Origin of the sequence: Martinezella tropici, assembly GCF_003287875.1 — a bacterium.
GTDB lineage: Bacteria > Pseudomonadota > Alphaproteobacteria > Rhizobiales > Rhizobiaceae > Rhizobium > Rhizobium tropici_C.
This window is the reverse complement of record NZ_QMKK01000054.1, coordinates 767647-789881: the sequence shown is the minus strand read 5'-3', so window position 1 is coordinate 789881 and position 22235 is coordinate 767647. Positions and strand designations below refer to the sequence as shown.

Sequence of the window (22235 nt, the reverse complement as noted above, 5' to 3'; positions counted from 1 at the left end):
CACTTTATCAGATTGCTTTCGACGCGGGGCCAATCCACAGGATTATAGGCAACAATACGCAGGCGAGTATACGGTTTTTTGGCCTCTCGTATGACGATGTAATGACGGTGAAATTAGGTATTTGTCCCGCCGCCGCTTTTTTTCTAGACCCTTTGAGGCGCACCCCACGGATTCTTCGAGCGGAATGTCAACGGAGAGCTCGCCGAACTCGCCCTCAGGCATCAGTTCGCGCGACTGATCGGCACACTTGGGCTTTGCCGCCAAAAATGCCACCAGATTTTCGTGCGCTATCTCCAGTTCGTCAATCAATACGAGCGTGACGGCCTGTCGCTCGACCGCTGTGGTTTGATCCCATCATAGGTGACAATCCGCCTTCCGGTTGTCTGTTAGTAGCATTTTGCCACTGTAACGGCATCAACCACCGAGACACTTCCAGACGTGACTTGGCCGAAAAGCCTCGAAACTCGAAAATAGAGATCTGGTTTATTGGTCTAATGGATCAGAAAGAGAAGCGGCTTTTTCGAGCTATCATAGCCGATCGAGATGTTTTCAAGCTGATCCACAACGAAAGCCCGTTACACCATGGCGTTTCTTTTGATTCTGCCGTTATGTTCGCGCTCCGCATCGAAGCCATCGCGCACAGGTGCAAAGTCGATATCACTGCCCGCCGTAGCCTATTCAGTGCTTTTTCCTGCTTCAAGCTGAAAAGCTCATCGTCAAAGAGGCTCTTGGTATCGTAAAAAGCGTCCTGTGAGTGTTGATTGTGGACCATCCACCGAGCCAAATGTCATGAAGCGAAGCAGTGCTTTGTTGTCGTGAAACATTGGCGTCAACATCATTACGTCTGGAACGGTGAAAACCAGCCCACCAAGCAGCAGCATTTAGACCTCGATTATGGCCTTGATCACTCCCATCTCAGGCCGCAGCCACTCGTTGAACAACGTCGGCGCATCATCAAGCGAACCCCGATGCGTGTTCAATGCTTTCGTTGGCACCCGGCCGTTTTCCATTTGCTTCACGACCTCGGCGAAATCGTCCGGTTGCGCATTGCGGCTGGCGAAGAGGGTGGTTTCGCGTTTGTGGAATTCCGGGTCGGAGAAGGTTATGTCGTCGCGCACGACGCTGACGAGGACGTAGCGGCCACCGTGGGCGACGAAGCCGAAGCCGCGTTGCATGGCCTTGGTGTTGCCGGTTGCGTCGATGACGACGTCGAAGAAATCGCCGTCGGTGAGGCGTTTTGCATGGGCTTCGGCTTCGTCATTGGCAATGAGTGTCCGATCGGCGCCGAGCGCAGCGGTGGTGAAATCCAATCGGTCTTCGCGGACATCCATGACGGTGACGTCGGCGCCGCGTGCCTTAGCGAAGATGATGGCGGACATGCCGATCGGGCCTGAGCCGACGACGAGCACTCGGTCGGCGGCGGTGATGCCGCCACGCTTGACGCCATGGGCGCCGATCGCCAGGAACTCGATCATCGCAGCCTCCTCCAGCGAGGCCTTGCCGGCGGAGATGACATTCCGCTCGGGAACGCAGAGGAATTCGGTCATGCCGCCATCACGATGTACGCCAAGCACGGCGATGTTTTGGCAGGCATTGGTCACGCCGCGTCGGCAGGCAATGCATTTGCCGCAGGCAAGATAGGGAACGATATAGACATTTTCTCCCTTCTTGAGGCGGCTCGAACCATTTGCATCCTCCACCGTGCCGGATAGCTCATGCCCCATGACGCGCGGATATTCGAGAAAGGGATGCTTGCCCTGATAGATGTGGAAATCCGTGCCGCAAATGCCGACGCGTCTGATGCGCACCAGCACCTCGCCTTCGTCGGGCGTCGGAACATCGCGCTCGATCAGAGTGAGCCGGCCGGGTTCGTTGCAGATCAATGTCTTCATGGTAATGCACTCTCGAAAGGCTGGCGATGCCGGCCGCTGGTGTTAAATGTATGCTTGCCGACTTTCCCAAAACGGCGAGCCGACAGTCCTCGGTTCATTCATCATTGCTTCGCGGCGCCTGCGCCTATTTCGAGCGCTTGCCGCACCCTATGGCGCCGCTTCAATCGGGCTATAGCGGGCGGTGATTTCTTTAAGCACAGGCGCATCCAAGGGCTCGTCTGCCTTGTCCGCCCAGTCCAGGAAGGTGCGAATGCGGCGAGCCACTTTCTCGCCGTGGTGCTGAGCGATGTCGGCGATGCGATGGTCCAGAAAGGGATTGAGGAAGCGGTCGAGCGTTGTTGCCACATAGGCTTTCGCATCATCACCCAGGCCGTTTGCGGCAAAGCCGGGCAGCACTTCGTTCTGATAGAGCGCATCCAGCCTTGCGCGTATTTCCCTGTCGGCCAGTATGGCGCGCACCGTCTCGTCCGCCGGCCGGTTTTCGCGTTGCCAGATTTCGGCAAGGACGGTATGGCCGAGATTGAGGATATGCAGCTTCAGGCGCTCGTAGGGCTCAAGATCGTCGGTCAGCACGATGCTCGGATGATTGCATGGCAGGCGGACGCCCGGGGCGCGCTTGATTGCCCACAGCGCATAGGGTTCGGCAACGGCGCCGATCGGCTCTATCGGTTCGGAAACGATACGGTCGACCAGGGTCTCGGCAAAGGCGACATGCTCGTCGAGCCAGGTGAAGAACTCCGCCGGTAAAGCGTTGAGCTTGGCGCAGTCGATCACCGCCTGCTTCAGGATGCGGCCATTGCCTGTCACCAGCTCGCAGGGAAGAATGACCAGGGGGCGAGCCGATATCTGCCAGCGCTTGACAAGCAGCGCGGCTAGCTTGGCTGGGAAGGAGCGCGGCACCTGACGAGCCGCGCCGAAACCATCTTCCTCCGGCCATGTCTGGTAGCCGGTATCGCCGGTATTGGAGATGACGAATTCGGCTTCCTCGGCAAAGAGCTTCGATAATTCGTCCCAGTGTTCGAGGGCGGAGAGACCATGATCGACGCTGGTCACTTGCACGGTGCGATCGACGGGCTGCCCGCCCTCCATGCCGCGAATGATGACCGGATATCCTTCCGCATTGCCAAAGGCGCCGACGCGGCCGCTGCGGCTGCTGGCGCCGGAAACCTGAACGACGGTGATGGGGCCGACATCCTGGCCTGATTGTCTTGCCTCATGCACGAAGAATGCCGCATGGGCCTGCAGAAACCGGCTGGTGCCGAATTGAATGATCCGCGAGCTCACGCCAGGCTGCTCCTACCTTCGATGTTGATTGATAACGCTGGATGGGAGAGTGCCAATATTCACCAGTCCAGTCAGCGTTTGTTTTTTATCCATAGAAAACAGCTAGGCCATCAGTCGTCAAATGTTTTTTATATCGATAAGCAAATGACGGAACGTCGCCGTTTGAAGTGAGGGCGGCGCAGGCGGAATCCAGTCGCGGCTTGAGTTCGCGGCGGGAGATCGAGTGATCTATCTTCGCGGAATTCGAAATGGGCCGCCATAATCCAAGGCAATTTTCTTATGGAGTCACAAAAAAATGTCATAAAAACTGTGATTTTGTTATTTTTATTTGTTATGAATGCTGGCGCGGCAGGAGCGCTGGTTTGTTAATCCTTGGAGACGAGGTCGGGTATCGACGGCATTCTGTTTCTGTAACCGCTCACCGGCGTTGTCCGCGCGATTTTGACCGCCCATCAGGGCCAGGGGAGAATTGAATGGCACGTATCACCTTAAGGCAATTGCTCGATCACGCCGCTGAAAACGGCTACGGCGTTCCCGCTTTCAATATCAACAATATGGAACAGGCGCTCGCCATCATGGAAGCGGCCGATGGCGTCGATGCGCCGGTGATCATGCAGGCGTCGAGAGGTGCCAGGGCCTATGCCAACGACATCATGCTGAAGCACATGATGGATGCCGTCGTCGAGATCTATCCGCATATTCCCGTTTGCGTGCATCTCGATCACGGCAATGATCCTTCGAGCTGCATGACGGCGATCCAGGCTGGCTTCACGTCGGTGATGATGGATGGTTCGCTGAAGGCGGATGCCAAGACCCCGGCCGATTGGGACTATAATGTCGGCGTGACAAAGACGGTGACTGACATGGCGCATCTCGGTGGCATTTCCGTTGAGGGCGAGCTTGGCGTGCTCGGCTCGCTGGAGACCGGCATGGGCGAGGCTGAAGACGGTCATGGCGCCGAAGGCAAGCTCTCCCACGACCAGTTGCTCACCAACCCGGACGAGGCGGTCAAATTCGTGCGCGAGACCAAGGTCGATGCGCTGGCGATCGCCATGGGAACCTCGCATGGTGCCTATAAGTTCACGCGCAAGCCGGATGGCTCGGTGCTGGCGATGAACGTGATCGAGGAGATCCACCGCAAGCTGCCCAATACGCATCTCGTCATGCATGGTTCCTCCTCGGTTCCTGAGGAGTTGCAGGAGATCATCAACAGATATGGCGGCCGGATGAAGCCGACCTGGGGCGTGCCGGTCGAAGAAATCCAGCGCGGCATCAAGAACGGCGTGCGCAAGATCAACATCGACACCGATGGCCGCATGGCGATGACGGGCCAGATCCGCCGGGTGCTGCAGGAGGATCCAAGCGAGTTCGATCCCCGCAAATATATGAAGCCGGCCATGGCGGCGTTGACGAAGCTCTGCAAGGAGCGGTTCGAGCAGTTCGGAACAGCCGGACACGCCTTGCGCATCCGGCCGTTGACCGTCACCGAGATGGCCAGGCGCTACACGTCCGGCTCACTCGATCCGGTTTTCTCCTGAGCCAGATGATCAGCGCATAGCCGGGCCTGCCGCCCGGCGCACGCTGTCTTCGCTCAGCGTCTGGCCGTGGAATTTCGATAGCGATACAACGACATCGTCGATCTCCTTGGCCAGTCGCTGCGCATCCCACTGCAGGGCGGCTGCGGCGATCGCGCCGATTTCCCGTAAACCCTGGATGGTCAGCAGGCCCTCGATCGCCATGGTCGTGCGGCGGAAGACGATATCTGACAAATGAACGACCATCTCCTGCCGGGCGATCCAATCGATCTCGAGCGCGCTATGACGTTGCGCGCCGCTGATGCGCTGACTGTCGCTATAGGTTGAAGGATAGGCGAGGATTGCCGCTGCCGTCGTGCCGTATCGGCCGAGCAACTCATCCACTCTGCTTGCCTCGGCCCCGGTCTTTGCGGCGACCGATCGGATCCAGCTCGCCCGCTCATTGGAATTGACCGGAAAATCCCGGCCGCCGCCGATCGCAAGACGCTCCGTGGATGTCTTGCGGCCACGCTGAAGGCGTGCCAGCACGATATCGGCCACTTCCTCGGCAAAGCCGCGGAATGTGGTCCATTTGCCGCCGACCAGAGAGATGATGGGGAAGGGACGTCCGGCCTGCGGCTCGAAGACCGGTGCGGAGTGATCGCGGCTGATCAGGCCCGGCGAAGAGGCGTCCGAGGCGGGTAGGGGGCGGATACCGCTATAGCTGTAGGTCACTTGATCGCGGTCGAAGCGAAGGCTCGGAAGCAGCGACCTGACGCTGTCGAGGAAATAATCGATCTCCGGCTCTTCGCAGCGGACATTGTCGGGATCGTCGCAAGGGATGTCGGTCGATCCCACAAGCGCCTGGCCGAGATAGCCGTAGACAAGGCAGATACGGCCGTCATCGGCTTCGAAATAGATCATATGGCCGTTCAGGCTGCGCACCAGCTCCGGATGGTCGAGCAGGATATGCGATCCCTTGGTGCCGCCGATCAGATGGGCCGGTGCGCCGAGAGCGGCGTTGACGTGATCGATCCAGGGGCCTGCGGCATTGACGACGAGCTTCGGCTTGACCGAAAAAGCATAGCCGTCCGCGCGCTGGAAGGTCAGCACGCCATCGGCAGCAGAAACGAGCCGGGTCGAATTTGTCGCCAATGAAGCCTTGTTCGCCTCCAGTCCGTCGTTGACCAACTCATAGACCAGCCGTTCCGGCCGGCTGATCTTGGCGTCGTAATAGATGCCGCCCGCCACGATCTCGGGTGTCACATGCGGCATTTCCTTCAGCGCCCGGCGCTTTAAAAGGAACCGGTGGCGCGGCATGACACGGTTGCGCGAACCGAAGAAGTCATAGAGCGCAAGCCCGATCTTGATAAGCAAGGCACCACGGCTGCGCGGGGCGGTGGCCGAGCCCGTCAGCGTGCGGAGGGCTGCCCAGATGCCGCGTGTCCATGAGAAGATCGGCACGAAGGTCGGCAGTGCTTCGACGCAATGCGGCGCGTTCTTGAGCAGAAGGTTTCGCTCAAGCGCCGATTGCGCAACCAGGCCGAATTCGCCGGTTTCCAGATATTTCAGGCCACCATGGATCAGCCTGGATGGCGCTGCACTCGTTCCCGAGCCGAAATCTGATTTATCGACGATCAGGCAGTTTATGCCCTGCAGCGACAGATCGCGAAACAGGCCGGCACCGTTGACTCCGGCGCCGAGGATGACAACATCGACATCTCCGTCTTGAAGTTGAGAGAAGCGTTGTTTCAGATCGGCGGCCATATCGGTCATAACATCATTGTCCTGGTGAACTGCCGCGACAGATGCTGCCTGCGCGGTGCAATTTAGGTTTAGCCTTGGGAGTGCTGGGTTGCGAGATTGCCGATCCGCGGCCAGAGCGGTGTCATTGCTTCGGCGATGTCGCGAAAAAGCTCGTAACGGATACGATAATCGGCGCTACGGGCCGGGTCCGGGTGATAGGTCCTGGCGATTTTGCCGACATCGCGCGGATCGCTCTGCGGGGTAGCGTAGACACCGATACCGGCGCCGGCGCAAAGGGCAGCACCCCAGGCCGCAGCTTCATCGGTTTCCGTCACGGTGACGGGCATGGCGAAAATGTCGGCGAACATCTGTACGACCATCGGATTGCGTGACACGCCGCCCGCCAATCTTGCCTGATCGAAGGAAAAACCGTCACTTAAGGCATCGACGTGAATCTTGTGGTTGAAGGCGATGCCTTCGAGAACCGCTCGCAGCATGTCGCCGCGATCATGCCAGCCACCAAGTCCGAAGAAACTGGCGCTGGCATCGGCACCAAAGGGCGAGCCGAAGAGATAGGGGTGGAAGAGCGCGCTCGACGGCCGGTTGAACGCTGCCTCGATCTCGGGGCCGAGCACGGCGTGGATCGACTGGCCCGCTGCCTCGGCGCTTGCAATTTCGCTGGCACAGAGCTTGTCCAGGAACCATTCATAATTCGCCGATGACGCGGGCGAAATCGACATGTTGTTCCATTGCCCCGGCGCGATGGCGTTCCGGCAGAACCAGCGGCCGTCGACGCGCGGTTCTGAGGAAAGCGTTTCGTTGATCGAATAGGTGCCGGCTATGACGGCGACGACGCCGGCTGCGTAGCCGCCGGCCCCAAGCGCAGAGGCGGTGACATCATGCAGGCCGGCAACGACAGGCGTGCCTTCGGCAAGGCCCGTCCGCTTCGCGACGGCTTCGGTCACGTATCCTACAATTTCGTCGGATCGCGAGACAGGCGGCAAGGCGCCCGTCACCTCGGCAACGCCGAAGAGCTTCAGCGCATCCGGGGAATAATCCTGTGTCGAGACATTGGTGAAGGAGGTGCTTGCTTCGGTACGGTCGGTACCGGCAACGCCAGTCAGGCAAAAGCGGAGCCAGTCCTTGCAGCTTAGAATATGTCCTATCGCTGCGAATCGCTCAGGCTCATTGGCCCTGATACAGGCAAGCAGCGCCGATGGCGCCGAGACGTGTGGCATCTGGCCTGTGAGTGTCAGGGCTTCGTCGGCGAGCGGGCTTTTCAGCCATTGTTCCACGATTGATCCGGCGCGGCTGTCGAGAGAGAGGATGGCGCGTCCGAGCGGCTTTCTTGTCTTGTCCAGCAGATAGATGCCATCGCCATGAGCGGTGGCGGCAATCGCCTGAATATCGCTGGCAGGACGGTTGCTGAGCTTGATCGCCTCGGCAATGGCGTCGGCCGTCCGGGCCCAGAGTTCGTCCATGTCGCGTTCGACATGGCGGGCTTTCGGCATGAACTGGGTTACGCGGCGGCGGGCGACTGCAAGCGGCGTTCCATCGACGTCGAAGATGACGGCCTTGGTGACGGTCAAGCCGCTGTCAATTCCGAGCAGACTCGGCATTCTCGATACTCCTGATCGTGAACGATCCCTGGGCCGGCGGCATGGGCCGGATCGTCAGGATCGCTTCTCGTCGCCTTTGGCGACGACCACATTGATGTTCTTGTTGCGCATGCGCTCCAGGTGCGGGGCGGGTGTCTTCTCGTCGACGATGACGACATCGAATTCACTCAGATGTGCGAAACTATGCAGCGCCCGCCGTTCGAATTTCGTATGATCCATTAGCAAGATGCGCTTGGCGGCGCTGTCGAACATTGCGCGCTTGATATCGACGATCTCGGGTGACTGATGGAAAACGACATCGTCGATGATGGCTGACATCGAGATGAAGGTGACATCGGCTCGCAAACGATTGATCTCGTTGATCGTCATGCGGCCCATGAAGGCGTTGCACCAATTATAATATTGCCCCCCGAGCGCCAGAAGCGTCACGTCATGCATGTCCTTCAGGGCGTTCATCAGTGTCAGCGAATTGGTGATCGCCGTCAGCGGCACCTTGGTGGGCAGCAACGAAGCCATCTGCAGGACAGTGGTGGAATCGTCGAGAAAGACCGCCTGACCGGGCTCGATGAATTGCATTGCGGCAGCCGCGATCATCTTTTTTTCGCTGGCCTGCCGATTGGCGCGGTAGACGTCGCTGGATTCGATGAGGCTGGTGGCAGCGGCGGAAACGATGCCGCGCGTCTTTCGAAAAAGGCCCCGGCTGACCAGCTCGTCGACATCGCGATGCGCCGTCATCAGGCTGATGCCGAAGCGCTCGGTCAGATCCTCGATCCGCATGGAGCCTTCCGCCATCACGGCTTCGGCGATCATCTGGCGCCGGGCGATCTGACGGGAATGCCGGCTGTCGCTCGGCAGTTCATCTTGCAGGAATGATACGGGGCTTGTCTTATCTGTCACGTCGGCCTCTAGCGCTGAGCCTTGCGGATGTTCCTTGCCGCAGCGAATGCCATGCTATGGGAAAAGGCATAAAAAGCAATTCGCTGCTGGCAATTCTGCAAGTTCTGCCTGATGTTCTGGCAGAGTGTCGCCGATGGCGGTCAAAGGGTGGGAGCGCCGGCTTCCAGCGCCCCCGATCGCATTATTCGGACAGAACGAAGGGTGCCGTGTACTTGTCGACATTGTCCTTGGTGATCAGGATGCAGTCGAAGAGTTGCTTTTCGCTGGTGGCACCGGTCTTGCCGGTCTTGATGAAGCTATCGGCCTGCTTGACGGCTTCTGCCGAGAAAGTGGCGACCGGCTGCAGGACGGTGTACTGCAATTCACCGGCCTTGATGGCGGCAACAGCGTCAGGCGAGCCGTCGAAGCCGCCGACCTTGACGTTGGCGAGCTTGCCGGCTTCCTTGAGTGCGGCAATCGCGCCGAGTGCCATTTCGTCATTGCCGGAGATTACGCCGGTGATGTCCGGATGCGCCTGCAGGATCGACTGCATCTTGTTGTGGCCCTGGGTGCGGTCCCAGTTGGCAACTTCCTTGGCAACCTTCTTCAGGTCGGGATACTGGGTCAGAACGGTTTCGTAGCCGTTCGAGCGGGTTGCGGCGTTGTTGTCCGAAGGAGCGCCGAAGAGTTCGGCGTAATTGCCCTTGTCGCCAACGGCTTCGACCCACTGCTGAGCGCCGATAGCGGCACCCTGGGCATTGTTGGAGACGAGCTGAGCCTTGGCGAGGCCTTCCTGGTTGATTTCAGCGTTGACCAGGAAAACCGGGATGCCGGCCGCAACGGCCTTCTTGACCGCGCCGACGGAGCCGTCGGCATTGGCGGGATCGAGAATGATGGCAACCGACTTGTTGGTGATTGCCGTATCGATCAGGTTGCTCTCGGTGTTGGTATCGCCCTTGTGAGCGCTAACCGTTGCCGTATAGCCGAGCTTTTCGGCGGTCGCCTTGGCGACATTGCCTTCCGTCAGCCAGTAGGGATTGGATGGATCGTTGACGATGACCGTCATCTGGCCGGCAGCCCATGCTGCTCCCGTCAGAAGCGGTGCCACGGCAACTGCTGCCATGACGGTACGCAAAGCTTTTTTGAACATTAGTCTCTCTCCCTTTTGATGAGCTCTGGTGATGCCGGCGAACCGGCGGTTCTCTCCCCGATCGGCACTCTTCACCGATCGGTGACAAGTTCGTGCGGGCGTCAGCCGGACTTGGTCCGGCGTCCGTACTGGATGCTGTTCATGAGCACGGCGAGCACGATGACCGCGCCGGTAAAGACTGTCTGCCAATAGGCCGACACGCCGATGATGACGAGGCCATCGGACAGGAAGCCGATGACGAAGGCGCCGAGCATGGTGCCGCGCACCGTGCCACGGCCGCCCGTCAAGGCGGCACCGCCGATGACGACGGCGGCGATCGCCGTCAGTTCGTAGGTGGTGCCGGCGGTTGGGCCGGCGGACGTCAGCTGCGAGGACAGGACAAGGCCGGCGATGGCCGCGCAGACGCCCGACAGGACATAGACGATGATCTTGACACGCTTGACCGGAACGCCGGAAAGATCGGCGGCGCGCTCATTGCCGCCGGAAGCGTAGAGCCAGCGGCCGAAGGCGGTGCGGCTGAGAACGAGACCGCAGATGATCGCAAGCACGGCAAGCACGATGACGCCGATCGGGATGCCGGCGAGGCGGTTGAAGCCAAGCCAGTCGAAGCCGGTATTGCCGAGTTCGGGACGGCCGCCGAGATTGTTGTAGGTGAGGCCGTTGGTCATCAGCAGTGCGATGCCGCGGGCGACATAGAGCACGCCGAGCGACGCGACGAAGGCCGGGACGCGCAGGTAAGCAATGAGCACGCCGTTGACGGCGCCGACCACCGCGCCTAGCGCGCAGGTCAGCACGACGACGGCCCAAACCGGGGGATAGAGAATGACGCCGAAACTAGACAGCGTGACACCTTGCATCAGGAAACCGGCGATACAGCCGGCAAGACCAAGGGTCGAGCCGACCGAAAGGTCGATGCCGCCGTTGAGGATGACGAGCAGCATGCCGATGGCGAGGATGCCGAAGATCGCGACATGTGAGGCCATCGTCAGGAAATTGCTGAGCGAGAAGTAATAGGGCGACAGGAAGGAGAAGACCGCGATGATGACGATCAGCGCGAAGAAGGCGCGCCCTTCCAGGATCAGCCGCACGAGACTGAAATTCCGCCGCTGTCCGTTCGAAATTGGTTTCTTTTCTGTGATGTTCGTGACTGACATAATCAGTGCTCCATGAATGCGGCTAGTGCGCGACCACTGCTTCGCCGGAGGCGGCCATGATCTTCTCTTTGGTGACGTCGGGTCCGAATTCGGCGGAAATCTTGCCGCGGTGCATCACGATGATGCGGTGGGCGATGCTCAGGCATTCGGCGACTTCCGACGTCGAATAGATCACTGCGAGACCTTCCTTGGCGCGCTCGGCAAGCAGCTTGAAGACTTCGGCCTTCGCGCCGATGTCGATGCCGCGGCTCGGCTCGTCGAGCAGGATCACTCTCGGCTTGGTCGCCAGCATCTTGCCGATGACGACCTTCTGCTGGTTGCCGCCGGACAGAGAACCGATTGCGGCCTCGCCGCCATCGGTCTTGATGTGCACCTTGCGGATGGAGTCGTTCACCAGCGACCGCTCGCGGCCGCCCGAGGTGAAAAGACCCTTGGTGAAAGTGCCGATGCTGGCAAGCGACAGGTTCGAGCCGACGGTCATCGTCTGCACGAGGCCGTCGCGCTGCCGGTCTTCCGGCACCAGCACCAGGCCTTGCGCGATGCGGCCGGCGATGCTGAGACCGCCGACGTCGGTATTGCCGAGCAGCACACGACCGCCGCTCGATCGCAGGCGTCCCGCCACGCATTCCAGCAGTTCGGTGCGCCCGGCGCCCATCAGCCCGTAGATGCAGACGATCTCGCCTGCGCGGACTGCAAGCGACATGCGGTCGACGGCGTTGTAGGCAGCACCCGAAGGGCCTGGCACGGTGAGATTGTCGATCGTCAGCGCCACATCGCCTATTTTGTGGCCGGTCGGCGGGCTGCCGAGGTCGAAGTTGTCGCCGACCATGTTGCGCACGATCCATTCGAGATCGATGTCCTTGCGCTCGGCATAGGCCGTCATATTACCGTCGCGCAGCACGACGGCATGGTGTGTGATCTGCAGCGCCTCTTCCAGGTGATGCGAGATATAGACGATCGAGACGCCACGGTTCGTCAGGTCGCGAATGACCTTGAAGAGGACTTCGACTTCGCTGGCGCTCAATGCCGAGGTGGGCTCGTCCATGATCAGGATGCGGGAATTGACCGATAGCGCCCGCGCGATCTCGACGATCTGCTGCTGGCCGAGGCGAAGATCCTCGACCGGTGTCATCGGATCGATGTTTTCTTCCAGCTCCTCCATGAGCGCCCGGGTCTGGCGCTCTTCCTCGGCAAAATCGACCACGCCGTTCTTCATGATCTCACGACCCATGAAGATGTTGTCGCGGACACTGAGATTGGGTGCCAGGCTCAATTCCTGGTGGATGATGGAAATGCCGCAGGCGCGCGCATGCGTCGATGACGCAAAGCTGATCGGGTGGCCATCGAGGATGATATCTCCCGAGGTCGGCTGGATGACGCCGGACAGGATCTTCATCAGCGTCGATTTGCCGGCGCCGTTCTCGCCGAAGAGCGTGGTCACTTCGCCGCGGCGAATGTCGAAATTGACGCCCTTCAGCGCATGGACGCTGCCATAGGATTTCGCGACGTTGCGGGCGGCGAGAACGACTTCGCCGGTGGTTGCGCCATTGTGCTGGACCTGGCTCATTTCACGTCGACCTTTACCGGGGTGACGAGCCAGTTCTTCGGATTGATGAGCTTGAAAACGCCGATGACAGTTGCCGTCTTACCCGTGAGCTTTTCGGGGTCCAGGCTGCCGAGGGTCGCCTTCTTCATCTCGTTGTTGATGGCGGAACCGGCGTCCTGATATTCGATCTGGTTGGTGAATTGCCCGAATTCGATCTTGCCCGTGGCATCGCGAAGATCGGTGCCATTGATCGCGGGGCCTGTTTGTACCCGGATGGTGACACCGTCAGGCAGGCCGTCGACCTTGAACTCGTTGAGATTGGCCTTGCGCTCGCCAAAGGTGCCGGTCAGAGAAACGGGAAGAACGGGTCCGGTGGTGGTGGCAACGCCGTATTTTGTGCCGGCCGCCTTCTTGTCGGCCAGAACTGCATTGGCGAGCGTCACGGCATCGACGGCGCGCTTCTCGACATCCGCCTGCACCTTCGGGAATTCGGCAGCGCCATAAGTCTCTGGCTGGAAACCTTGTTCGCGTACGTCATGTTCGGAGCCGATCTTGACGACTTTGGTATCGGCCGCGATGGCGCCGAGCACGATTGCCACGGCGGCGACACCAGCCGCGATTTTGAACTTGGAGCCCGCCTGTTTGGCGGTTGCGTATTGAATCTGCGTATTCATGTTCAAACGACCTTCGGCATATCAGCCGGATTGCCTGATGGAGAGGGGAAAAAGGCGCCGTGATCCGGTTAGCGGAAGCCGCGCCTCGGATTCGGGGCTTGTAGGTGCTCCGTTCGGCTTGCGCTGTCGGAATGGAAATTCAACATCAGGAGCCTCCTCAGCATGCGGGCAGCTGTCTCCTCCAGTTACCCAATTCAGCTTCACAAGCATCGCATGTATGCGACAATTGTGATATAAGTATGTTAATAACTTCGTTTTGTATGTTATAAATTCCCAGACCTGTCAACTGTGGTTTGGCATGTTGTATCTGTCATGCGCCTTCCTGCACTCCAATGTTTTCTTTCTCAGATGAACCGCAACTTCCGCTTGGCGTGCGCTATTCAAGGCTTTTATCGCGGGATTTCTCAGATCGAATTCCTGTAAAGAAATTTTGCTAACTATGTGATTATAAAAATCATAATGGAACCTCATCCGTGATGATTCGGTAAAAGCCCTGTCGTCGCCTGTCGATTGCCGGCGTGCGAATTTCCTCCCATTCGCGGTTCTTGCTGTAGGCGCTTGTGGAATTGACAGCGCTCATTTTATATGAAAAAAATTACAAGACCAGAAAAATTTTACTGATGCAGTGATATCTTTGTGTTATAAGATATGCGTTGTCCGATGGATCGCCATTGCGTTGGATGCGGGTGCTCGGAGTGTCGAGTGTGCAGAATGGCCGTTCACGCTGCTCCCGTGGGCTTGGACGTGGCGGCGATGCGCGCGAGTTGGCAGAGCTGTGCTCGTGATCGTGTGGGAGGAATGAAGATGTTCGTGATGTACGCTAAAGTCCCTATCGTGGGGCGCATGATGGTGGAGCCGGCGCGCAATGCCTAAGGGTGACGGGATCATCATCGGCATCGATGCGGGTACCTCCGTTCTGAAGGCGGTTGCCTTCGAATTGTCCGGCAAGCAGATCGCTTCCGCGTCGGTGCGAAATCGCTATGCGACGGGGGAAGACGGTTCGGTCACGCAGTCGCTCGACCAAACATGGTCGGATTGCGTCAGTGCGTTGCGCGGCCTTGGCGAGAAGGTCGAGCATCTTGCCGCCCGAACGGCCGCGATCGCGGTCACAGGCCAGGGTGACGGAACATGGCTTGTGGGTTCCTGCAATGCTCCGGTCGGCGATGCCTGGCTATGGCTCGATGCGCGGGCCGCATCGACGGTGACGCGGCTGAGCGCCATGGCTGGCAACCGCGCGCGTTTCGAGGCGACCGGCACGGGTCTCAATACCTGCCAGCAAGGTGCGCAGCTCGCCCATATGGACCGTTTCATGCCCGAGCTGCTCGATCGGGCTGAAACCGCCTTGCACTGCAAGGACTGGCTCTATCTGAACCTCACCGGCGTACGGGCGACCGATCCGTCTGAGGCGAGTTTCACCTTTGGTAATTTCCGCAATCGCCAGTATGATCCTGTTGTCATCGATGCGCTCGGGCTCGCCCGCCGGCGTTTTCTTCTGCCCGATATTCTCGATGGAACAGAGATTAGTCATCCCCTGACGGAGGTGGCGGCCAAGGCTGCCGGGCTGCTTGCCGGAACGCCGGTCTGCCTCGGCTATGTCGATATGGTCATGACCGCGCTCGGCGCCGGCATTCGCACCGGCGGCCTGAATGCGGCCTGCTCGACGATCGGATCGACGGGCGTGCATATGCGCGCCAAGGCCGTGCGCGATGTTCAGCTCAACGACGAGGGTACCGGCTACGTGATCGCCCTGCCGATTCCCGGTATCGTCACGCAGGTCCAGACCAATATGGGTGCGACCATCAATATCGACTGGATCCTGGAGATCGCAGCCGATCTGATGTCCGCGGGCGGCAACAAGGTCTCCTATTCGGATCTCATTCCACGCATCGATGCCTGGTTTGCCGAGGCACGTCCGACGAACCTTCTCTATCACCCCTATATTTCCGAGGCGGGCGAGCGCGGTCCCTTCGTCAATGCGCATGCGCGCGCCGGCTTCACCGGGCTTTCGACGCGGCATGGCTTTGCCGACATGCTGAGGGCCGTGGTCGAAGGGCTCGGTATGGCAACGCGAGACTGTTACACCGCTATGGGCGACATGCCCTCAGAACTGCGCATCACCGGAGGAGCCGCGCGTTCGCATGCGCTGCGCGGTTCGCTCTCTGCCGCCGTCAAGGCGCCGGTGCGTATTTCGGACCGGGAAGAGGCGGGTGCGGCCGGTGTCGCGATGATGGCCGCCGTCGCCATCGGCGCCTATCAGGACATGGATAGCTGCATTGCCGATTGGGTGACGCCGTTGCTCGGGGCGGCAGAGGCGCCGGATCCGGAAAACGTTGAGCGCTACGACCGTTTGTTCGATGCCTACAAGGACGTGCGGCAGGCGATTGCGCCTGCCTGGGACAAGCTGGCCGAGCGCTAGCCTCGTTGCCGGCCGGCGAGAGCGTCGCCCAGGAAGATTGATTTGATGATGCCCGGAACATTCGAACAAGGGCATTCGAACGAGGGTATCCGAAGGAGCATGACATGATGGAACCGGAAATCTTTGATCTTTTCGTGATCGGTGGAGGCATCAATGGTGCCGGCATCGCCCGCGACGCGGCCGGCCGGGGTCTTTCGGTTGTCATGTGCGAGAAGGGCGATCTGGCAGAGGGCACCTCTTCGCGCTCCGGCAAGCTGGTGCATGGCGGCCTGCGCTACCTTGAATATTACGAATTCCGTCTGGTGCGCGAAGCGTTGATCGAACGCGAAGTGCTGTTGAGCTCGGCAAGCCATATCATCTGGCCGATGCGCTTCGTGCTGCCGCACAGCCCGACGGATCGTCCGGCCTGGCTCGTTCGCCTCGGCCTGTTCCTCTACGATCATCTCGGTGGCCGCAAGAAGCTGCCGGGCACGCGGTCGCTCGATCTTCATCGCGATCCGGAAGGCGCTCCGATCCTCGACCAATATTCGAAGGGTTTCGAATATTCCGACTGTTGGGTCGATGATGCCCGGCTCGTCGTTCTCAACGCTCTCGATGCCTCCGCCAAGGGCGCACAGATCCTGACGCGCACAGCTTGCGTCAGCGCGCGACGCGATCAGGGCAACTGGGTCGTCCAGACGCGCGACCAGCGTTCCGGCGAAGTGCGGACCGTTCGCGCCCGTGTGCTGGTGAATGCCGCCGGCCCCTGGGTCAATGACGTTATCGGCCGTGTCGTCGGCTCAAACAGCCAGCGCAGCGTCCGGCTCGTCAAGGGCAGCCACATCATCGTCCCGAAATTCTGGGCTGGCCAGCAGGCCTATCTCGTCCAGAACCACGACAAGCGCGTCATCTTCATCAACCCCTATGAAGGTGACAAGGCGCTGATCGGCACGACGGATATTCCCTATGACGGCAAGCCGGAAGAAGTAACGGCCGACGAGAAGGAAATCGATTACCTGATCACGGCGGTCAATCGCTACTTCAAGGAGAAGCTGCGCAGGTCTGACGTGCTTGAAAGCTTCTCCGGCGTCCGCCCGCTGTTCGATGATGGCAAAGGCAACCCTTCGGCCGTGACGCGCGATTACGTCTTCGATCTCGACGAGACCGGCGGTGCGCCGCTCTTGAGCGTCTTCGGCGGCAAGATCACGACGTTCCGCAAGCTCTCGGAACACGCAATGCAGCGGCTTGCAAAATTCTTTCCGAAGATGGGCGGCGACTGGACGCGGGGCGCCACGCTTCCGGGCGGCGAAATCCCGAATGCCGATTACGTCGCCTTCGCCGATACGCTGCGGGCGGCCTATCCCTGGATGCCACGTGCGCTCGTCAATCACTACGGCCATCTCTATGGCGCCCGCAGCAGGCAGATCGTCGGCAGTGCCACGTCGCTGGCGGACCTCGGCAGGCATTTTGGCGGCAATCTCTATGAGGCCGAAGTCCGCTATCTCGTCGCTTCCGAATGGGCCCAGGCGCCCGACGACGTCCTGATGCGACGCACCAAGGAAGGTCTGCGCATGACGGCTGAGGAAAAGGCGGCTTTCGCCGCCTGGTTCGATGCCGAACTGGCGCTGGCCGCCTGAACCACCAGATCTTGCCGGAGAATACGCATGCCCTTGACGCTTTCACTCAACACCAACCCGCTTGTCAATCGCTTTGCCGAGCCGGCCGACCTGATCGAGACGGTTGCGCGTGACCTGCGCATCCGCGATCTGCAGCTGACGCACGAATTCATCAATCCGAGCTGGCAGGCGCCGGTCATTCGCCGCCTGACGCGCGATATGCAGGCGGCACTGAAGCGCACCGGCGTTCGCGTCACGTCGGGCATGACCGGCCCCTACGGCCGTCTCAATCATTTCGGCCATCCGGACAAGGATGTTCGCCGCTATTATATCGACTGGTTCAAGACCTTTGCCGATATCACTGCCGATCTCGGCGGTCATTCCGTCGGTACGCAGTTCGCGATCTTCACCTACAAGGATTATGACGATCCGGTCCGCCGCCAGGAATTGATCGAGATCGCGATCGATTGTTGGGGCGAGGTGGCCGAACACGCACGGGCTGCCGGCCTCTCCTACATCTTCTGGGAGCCGATGAGCATCGGCCGCGAATTCGGCGAGACGATCAATGCCTGCCTTTCCCTGCAGGACAGACTAACGAAGGCGCCGTTCGCCATTCCGATGTGGATGATGGCCGATATCGATCATGGCGATGTCACCTCGTCCAATCCCGACGATTATGATCCCTATGCCTGGGCGCGTGTCGTGCCGAAGGTGTCTCCGATCATTCACATCAAGCAGAGCCTGATGGATAAGGGCGGCCATCGCCCCTTCACTGCGGAATTCAATGCCAAGGGCCGCATCCAGCCGGAACCGCTGTTGAAGGCATTTGCCGAAGGTGGTGCCAAGGACAACGAAATCTGCCTGGAACTGTCGTTCAAGGAGCGTGAGCCCAACGATCGCCAGGTCATCTCGCAGATTGCCGAAAGCATCGCCTTTTGGGCGCCTCATATCGACACCGGTGCCGGCGACTTGCATATCTAGCTGCCGGAATGGCCGAGTCTCGATTCCACCTGAGCTTATCCTTGCGAGAGGACTGTGGATTCGGGGGCATGGTCAGATAAAAAGCAGGCGAGGGGCCATGCGTGACGAAATGAAAGGGAACGGTTGATGACGGATGCGGATGCTTCGCTCGCCGTGCGGGCGGCCTGGTTGCACTATGCCGGCGGGCTGACGCAGTCCGAGGTGGCAAAACGTCTCGGCGTTCCCTCGGTGAAAGCGCATCGCCTGATCGCGCGCGCGGTCGCCGAGGGCGTCGTCAAGGTGACGATCGACGGCGATATCGTCGAATGCGTCGAGCTTGAAACGCAGCTTTCGGCACGTTTCGGCCTGCAATATTGCGAGGTCGCGCCCGACCTCGGTGAAGAAGGCTTCGAGTTTCGCGCGCTCGGCCAGGCAGGAGCCGGCTTTCTGCGGCGCGAAATCGAGAGCGGCAACAACAAGGTCATCGGCCTCGGTCACGGGCGGACACTCTCTTCCGCGGTTCATCACCTGTCGCGCGTCAGTGGCAAGGATCTGCGTTTCGTCTCGCTGCTCGGTGGTCTGACCCGAAACTATGCGGCCAATCCCTATGACGTGATGCATCGCATCGCCGAAAAGACCGGCATGCAGTCGCATGTGATGCCGGTGCCTTTCTTCGCCAATACGCGCGAAGACCGTGACGTGCTGCTCGCCCAGCGCGGCGTCAAGGAAGTCTTCGATCTCGCAAACGGCGCCGATCTCAAGCTCGTCGGTCTCGGTACGGTCGATACAGACGCACAACTGGTCTTATCCGGCATGGTCGAGCCGAAGGAGATCAGGGAGATCACCGCGGCCGGCGGCGTCGGCGAAATTCTGGGTCATTTCTTCGATGTCGATGGCAAAATCCTCGAGACAACGCTGACGGCGCGCACGTTGTCCGCCTCCTTGCCGCGGACGAAGGGCGAGCGGCTGGTCGCATTGTCCGGTGGATTGCCCAAGGTCGAAGCCATTCGCGCCGTCCTCAAGAGCCGCTGTCTCTATGGGCTGATTACCGATGAGAAAACGGCGAAGGCGCTGCTGAAAGCCTGAGCCATTGCGATCTGCACGGAAACATAAAATCATCTCAACGTAACAAATAAAATGTTGAATTGTGAGATTTGGATGTTATATTTTCTCTAGTTCCTTTCGGACTGGTGGCCGGAGTGTAAAGTGAAACGGGAAGAGCGTCAGCAATCGATCATCAATCTGCTCATCGAGCACAAGACCGTCGATCTCGACGATCTGGCCGACCGCTTTACCGTGTCGAAGATGACGATCCATCGCGATCTCGATGATCTCGAGCAGGCCGGTGTGTTGCGCAAGGTTCGCGGCGGGGCGACCATCGATGCCGGGACACAGTTCGAAAGTGATTTTCGCTTCCGCGAGCGTCAAGGCCATGACGAAAAGCTGGCGATGGCGCGCGCAGCACTCGATCTTGTCGAGCCCGGCATGACCGTCATGATCAATGACGGCTCGATGGCGGCCGTTCTTGGCGAGATGCTGCTGCAGAAACGGCCGCTGACGCTGATCACCAACAACGCCGCGATCATAGACCGCATGAAGAACGAAAGCGGCATTACCCTGATCGCGCTCGGCGGCGTCTATTCCGCCAAGTTCAATGCCTTTCTCGGCGTCGTCACCGAGGAAGCACTGTCGCGCCTGCGGGCCGATATCGCCTTCCTGTCGACGCCGGCCGTTTCCGGCAGGCTCGCCTATCATATGGACGATAACGTCGTGCGCACGAAGCGGGCGATGATTGCGTCGGCGACCAGGAGCTGTCTGCTCGTCAGCCATCAGCGCATCGGGCACACGGCCCTGCATGTGATGGCCGACCTTACCGATTTCGACGCCGTGATTACCGATCACGCGCCGGACGACGCCATTCTCGCGCAATTCCGCCGGGACGGTATCACCCTCACCATTGCCTCGAACCAGGATATGACATGACAGACAAGCCTCGCTATTGGATCGGCACGAGCTGGAAGATGAACAAGACGCTGGCCGAGGCGCGTGCTTTCGCCGAGGCCCTGCGCGCTGCCGATACCTTGCGCGATGCCCGCATCCAGCGTTTCATCATTCCGCCGTTCACTGCGGTGCGTGAGGTCAAGTCGATCCTTTTGGGCAGCTCCGTCAAGGTCGGCGCCCAGAACATGCATTGGGCCGACCAGGGTGCATGGACGGGTGAGATTTCGCCGCTGATGTTGAACGATTGCAATCTCGACATCGTCGAACTCGGCCACTCCGAGCGTCGCGAGCATTTCGGCGAGACCAATGAGACCGTCGGATTGAAGACCGAGGCGGCCGTCCGTCATGGGTTGATCCCGCTCATCTGCATCGGCGAGACGCTGCAAGATCGCGAAAGCGGTCGTGCAACCGAGATCCTGAGCGAGCAGGTTATCGGCGCGCTATCGAAGCTCTCCGACGCCCAGAAGCAGGCTGAAATCCTGCTGGCCTATGAGCCGGTCTGGGCGATCGGCGAAAAGGGGATTCCGGCCGAACCCTCCTATGCCGATGCACGCCAGGCCGAGATCGTCGCGGTCGCGCAGGATATGCTCGGCCGCAAAATTCCGTGCCTCTACGGCGGATCGGTCAATCCGCAAAACTGCGAAGAACTCATATCCTGCCCGAACGTAGACGGGCTCTTCATCGGCCGCTCAGCCTGGAACGTCGAAGGCTATCTCGACATCCTCGCCAAGTGCGCCGCCAAACTCTGAGGAGACATCTCATGAAGCTTGCTATTGCTGGAGACAGCGCCGGCGAGGGCCTCGCCAAGGTTCTTGCCGACCATCTGAAGGATCGTTTCGAGGTGAGCGAAGTGTCGCGCACTGATGAAGGTCCCGATGCATTTTATGCCAATCTCGCTGACCGCGTGGCTTCCGGCGTCATCGACGGCACCTATGACAAGGCGATCCTTGTCTGCGGCACCGGCATCGGCGTCTGCATCTCGGCCAACAAGGTGCCGGGCATCCGTGCGGCGCTGACCCACGACACCTATTCGGCAGAACGTGCAGCTCTTTCAAATAACGCCCAGATCATCACCATGGGCGCTCGCGTCATCGGCACCGAACTTGCCAAGGCCATCGCCGACGCTTTCCTGGCGCAGACCTTCGACGAAAACGGCCGCTCGGCCGGCAACGTCAAGGCCATCAACGAGGTCGATGCGAAGTACAACGCCCGTTAAGCCAGTCCCAAGACGCAGACAAGCCCGGCGATCCCTCCGATCGGCCGGGCTGTCCGTATCTAGGCGATCCTCGCACGTCTGTTATCGAAGGCTATCTGGGCGCGCCCGATGCGTCGTCTTTGATGTCATCAGCGAATTTGCGCATGAGCCGCACCAGGTCTTCGATATCCCGTTCGTTCCAATTGGCGAAAATGGCCAAACCAATTCTCTCACGCGCCGCGTCGACACGATCAGTCATTGCCTTTCCTTGGCCGGTAATGACGGCCTCGCGAATGCGGCGGTCTTGTGTGCTTTCCTGGCGGTCGACCAGCCCGAGGCTCTCCAGCTTGGCAACCTGTCGGCTGACGGTGGTGTAGTCGCGTCCCACGCGGTCGGCCAGTTCGACAACTCCGATGGGGCCGAGCCTCTCCACCAGAACAAGCAGCGGGAATAGGGCACGGTCGAGCGATATCCCCGCCTCGCGAACCATCGCTTCGTCACGCTGAGGCCGGTTCATGACGCCGACGATTTCGATCAGCGCACTATGAAGCTCACGCAGTTGAGCGCTAATATGTGTATTTTGCACCTTTTCCATTGACGCCCGCTCATGTCT

Annotated in this window: 18 protein-coding genes; 8 read left to right on the top strand and 10 right to left on the bottom strand. The window is 59.9% G+C overall.

Going from position 1 to position 22235, the window contains the following annotated elements; translation table 11 throughout:
- Positions 1-881: 881 nt before the first annotated feature.
- Positions 882-1892 carry a zinc-binding alcohol dehydrogenase family protein gene (locus DQ393_RS28955; RefSeq protein WP_112345104.1) on the bottom strand — a complete coding sequence of 337 codons (1011 nt, stop codon included), beginning with the start codon at positions 1890-1892 and terminating at the stop codon, positions 882-884.
- 147 nt (positions 1893-2039) lie between these two features.
- On the bottom strand, positions 2040-3176 hold the full coding sequence (locus DQ393_RS28950; RefSeq protein WP_112345103.1) for a mannitol dehydrogenase family protein: 1137 nt from the start codon (positions 3174-3176) through the stop codon (positions 2040-2042).
- Between the two features lie 473 nt (positions 3177-3649).
- Between DQ393_RS28950 and fba the strand changes: the two genes are divergently transcribed.
- Positions 3650-4714 (top strand): class II fructose-bisphosphate aldolase, encoded by a 1065-nt coding sequence (fba, locus tag DQ393_RS28945; RefSeq protein WP_112345102.1) that lies wholly within the window; start codon positions 3650-3652, stop codon positions 4712-4714.
- Positions 4715-4723: 9 nt separating this feature from the next.
- Here fba and DQ393_RS28940 read toward each other — a convergent pair whose 3' ends face one another.
- The 7 genes from DQ393_RS28940 to DQ393_RS28910 all read right to left on the bottom strand — a co-directional run bounded on the left by DQ393_RS28940 (position 4724) and on the right by DQ393_RS28910 (position 13455).
- Positions 4724-6466, bottom strand: coding sequence for a glycerol-3-phosphate dehydrogenase/oxidase (locus DQ393_RS28940; RefSeq protein ID WP_112345101.1), 1743 nt, complete (start codon positions 6464-6466; stop codon positions 4724-4726).
- A gap of 59 nt (positions 6467-6525) precedes the next feature.
- Positions 6526-8055 (bottom strand): FGGY-family carbohydrate kinase, encoded by a 1530-nt coding sequence (locus DQ393_RS28935; protein WP_112345100.1) that lies wholly within the window; start codon positions 8053-8055, stop codon positions 6526-6528.
- A 54-nt stretch (positions 8056-8109) separates the two neighbouring features.
- Entirely contained in the window at positions 8110-8865 is a 756-nt protein-coding gene (locus DQ393_RS28930) for a DeoR/GlpR family DNA-binding transcription regulator (RefSeq protein ID WP_348628032.1), read from the bottom strand.
- A gap of 268 nt (positions 8866-9133) precedes the next feature.
- A complete protein-coding gene (locus tag DQ393_RS28925) occupies positions 9134-10081 on the bottom strand; it encodes a D-ribose ABC transporter substrate-binding protein (protein WP_112345098.1) in 948 nt (315 codons plus the stop codon).
- A 101-nt stretch (positions 10082-10182) separates the two neighbouring features.
- A complete protein-coding gene (locus DQ393_RS28920; RefSeq protein WP_112345097.1) occupies positions 10183-11235 on the bottom strand; it encodes an ABC transporter permease in 1053 nt (350 codons plus the stop codon).
- Positions 11236-11257: 22 nt separating this feature from the next.
- Positions 11258-12802 carry a sugar ABC transporter ATP-binding protein gene (locus tag DQ393_RS28915; RefSeq protein WP_112345096.1) on the bottom strand — a complete coding sequence of 515 codons (1545 nt, stop codon included), beginning with the start codon at positions 12800-12802 and terminating at the stop codon, positions 11258-11260.
- Positions 12799-13455, bottom strand: coding sequence for a DUF2291 domain-containing protein (locus DQ393_RS28910; RefSeq protein WP_112345095.1), 657 nt, complete (start codon positions 13453-13455; stop codon positions 12799-12801). Before DQ393_RS28910 ends, DQ393_RS28915 begins: the two co-directional genes overlap by 4 nt.
- An 865-nt stretch (positions 13456-14320) precedes the next feature.
- Between DQ393_RS28910 and DQ393_RS28905 the strand changes: the two genes are divergently transcribed.
- The 7 genes from DQ393_RS28905 (at position 14321) to DQ393_RS28875 (ending at position 21643) form a co-directional block, all read left to right on the top strand.
- Positions 14321-15871, top strand: coding sequence for an FGGY-family carbohydrate kinase (locus DQ393_RS28905; RefSeq protein ID WP_112345094.1), 1551 nt, complete (start codon positions 14321-14323; stop codon positions 15869-15871).
- Between the two features lie 104 nt (positions 15872-15975).
- Positions 15976-17487, top strand: a complete 1512-nt coding sequence (locus DQ393_RS28900; RefSeq protein ID WP_112345093.1) for a glycerol-3-phosphate dehydrogenase — start codon at positions 15976-15978, stop codon at positions 17485-17487.
- 27 nt (positions 17488-17514) lie between these two features.
- Positions 17515-18447 (top strand): sugar phosphate isomerase/epimerase family protein, encoded by a 933-nt coding sequence (locus DQ393_RS28895; protein WP_112345092.1) that lies wholly within the window; start codon positions 17515-17517, stop codon positions 18445-18447.
- A gap of 126 nt (positions 18448-18573) precedes the next feature.
- Positions 18574-19512: a sugar-binding transcriptional regulator gene (locus tag DQ393_RS28890; protein WP_112345091.1), complete on the top strand. Its 939-nt coding sequence runs from the start codon at positions 18574-18576 to the stop codon at positions 19510-19512.
- A 120-nt stretch (positions 19513-19632) separates the two neighbouring features.
- A complete protein-coding gene (locus DQ393_RS28885; RefSeq protein WP_112345090.1) occupies positions 19633-20409 on the top strand; it encodes a DeoR/GlpR family DNA-binding transcription regulator in 777 nt (258 codons plus the stop codon).
- Positions 20406-21176, top strand: coding sequence for a triose-phosphate isomerase (locus DQ393_RS28880; protein WP_112345089.1), 771 nt, complete (start codon positions 20406-20408; stop codon positions 21174-21176). The genes DQ393_RS28885 and DQ393_RS28880 overlap by 4 nt, the downstream gene beginning before the upstream one ends.
- An 11-nt stretch (positions 21177-21187) precedes the next feature.
- Complete coding sequence (locus DQ393_RS28875; protein ID WP_069615612.1) at positions 21188-21643, top strand: RpiB/LacA/LacB family sugar-phosphate isomerase; 456 nt, start codon at positions 21188-21190, stop codon at positions 21641-21643.
- 91 nt (positions 21644-21734) lie between these two features.
- On the opposite strand, the gene DQ393_RS28870 is transcribed toward DQ393_RS28875, so the two are convergent.
- Positions 21735-22217, bottom strand: coding sequence for a MarR family winged helix-turn-helix transcriptional regulator (locus tag DQ393_RS28870; RefSeq protein ID WP_112345088.1), 483 nt, complete (start codon positions 22215-22217; stop codon positions 21735-21737).
- Positions 22218-22235: the final 18 nt, after the last annotated feature.

Bases quoted from the DNA above. Each gene is read 5' to 3' on its own strand.
- DQ393_RS28955 (WP_112345104.1), bottom strand. From the start codon at position 1,892: ATGAAGACATTGATCTGCAACGAACCCGGCCGGCTCACTCTGATCGAG.
- fba (WP_112345102.1), top strand. From the start codon at position 3,650: ATGGCACGTATCACCTTAAGGCAATTGCTCGATCACGCCGCTGAAAAC.
- DQ393_RS28940 (WP_112345101.1), bottom strand. From the start codon at position 6,466: ATGACCGATATGGCCGCCGATCTGAAACAACGCTTCTCTCAACTTCAA.
- DQ393_RS28935 (WP_112345100.1), bottom strand. From the start codon at position 8,055: ATGCCGAGTCTGCTCGGAATTGACAGCGGCTTGACCGTCACCAAGGCC.
- DQ393_RS28930 (WP_348628032.1), bottom strand. From the start codon at position 8,865: ATGATCGCCGAAGCCGTGATGGCGGAAGGCTCCATGCGGATCGAGGAT.
- DQ393_RS28925 (WP_112345098.1), bottom strand. From the start codon at position 10,081: ATGTTCAAAAAAGCTTTGCGTACCGTCATGGCAGCAGTTGCCGTGGCA.
- DQ393_RS28920 (WP_112345097.1), bottom strand. From the start codon at position 11,235: ATGTCAGTCACGAACATCACAGAAAAGAAACCAATTTCGAACGGACAG.
- DQ393_RS28915 (WP_112345096.1), bottom strand. From the start codon at position 12,802: ATGAGCCAGGTCCAGCACAATGGCGCAACCACCGGCGAAGTCGTTCTC.
- DQ393_RS28910 (WP_112345095.1), bottom strand. From the start codon at position 13,455: ATGAATACGCAGATTCAATACGCAACCGCCAAACAGGCGGGCTCCAAG.
- DQ393_RS28905 (WP_112345094.1), top strand. From the start codon at position 14,321: ATGCCTAAGGGTGACGGGATCATCATCGGCATCGATGCGGGTACCTCC.
- DQ393_RS28900 (WP_112345093.1), top strand. From the start codon at position 15,976: ATGATGGAACCGGAAATCTTTGATCTTTTCGTGATCGGTGGAGGCATC.
- DQ393_RS28895 (WP_112345092.1), top strand. From the start codon at position 17,515: ATGCCCTTGACGCTTTCACTCAACACCAACCCGCTTGTCAATCGCTTT.
- DQ393_RS28890 (WP_112345091.1), top strand. From the start codon at position 18,574: ATGACGGATGCGGATGCTTCGCTCGCCGTGCGGGCGGCCTGGTTGCAC.
- DQ393_RS28880 (WP_112345089.1), top strand. From the start codon at position 20,406: ATGACAGACAAGCCTCGCTATTGGATCGGCACGAGCTGGAAGATGAAC.
- DQ393_RS28875 (WP_069615612.1), top strand. From the start codon at position 21,188: ATGAAGCTTGCTATTGCTGGAGACAGCGCCGGCGAGGGCCTCGCCAAG.
- DQ393_RS28870 (WP_112345088.1), bottom strand. From the start codon at position 22,217: ATGGAAAAGGTGCAAAATACACATATTAGCGCTCAACTGCGTGAGCTT.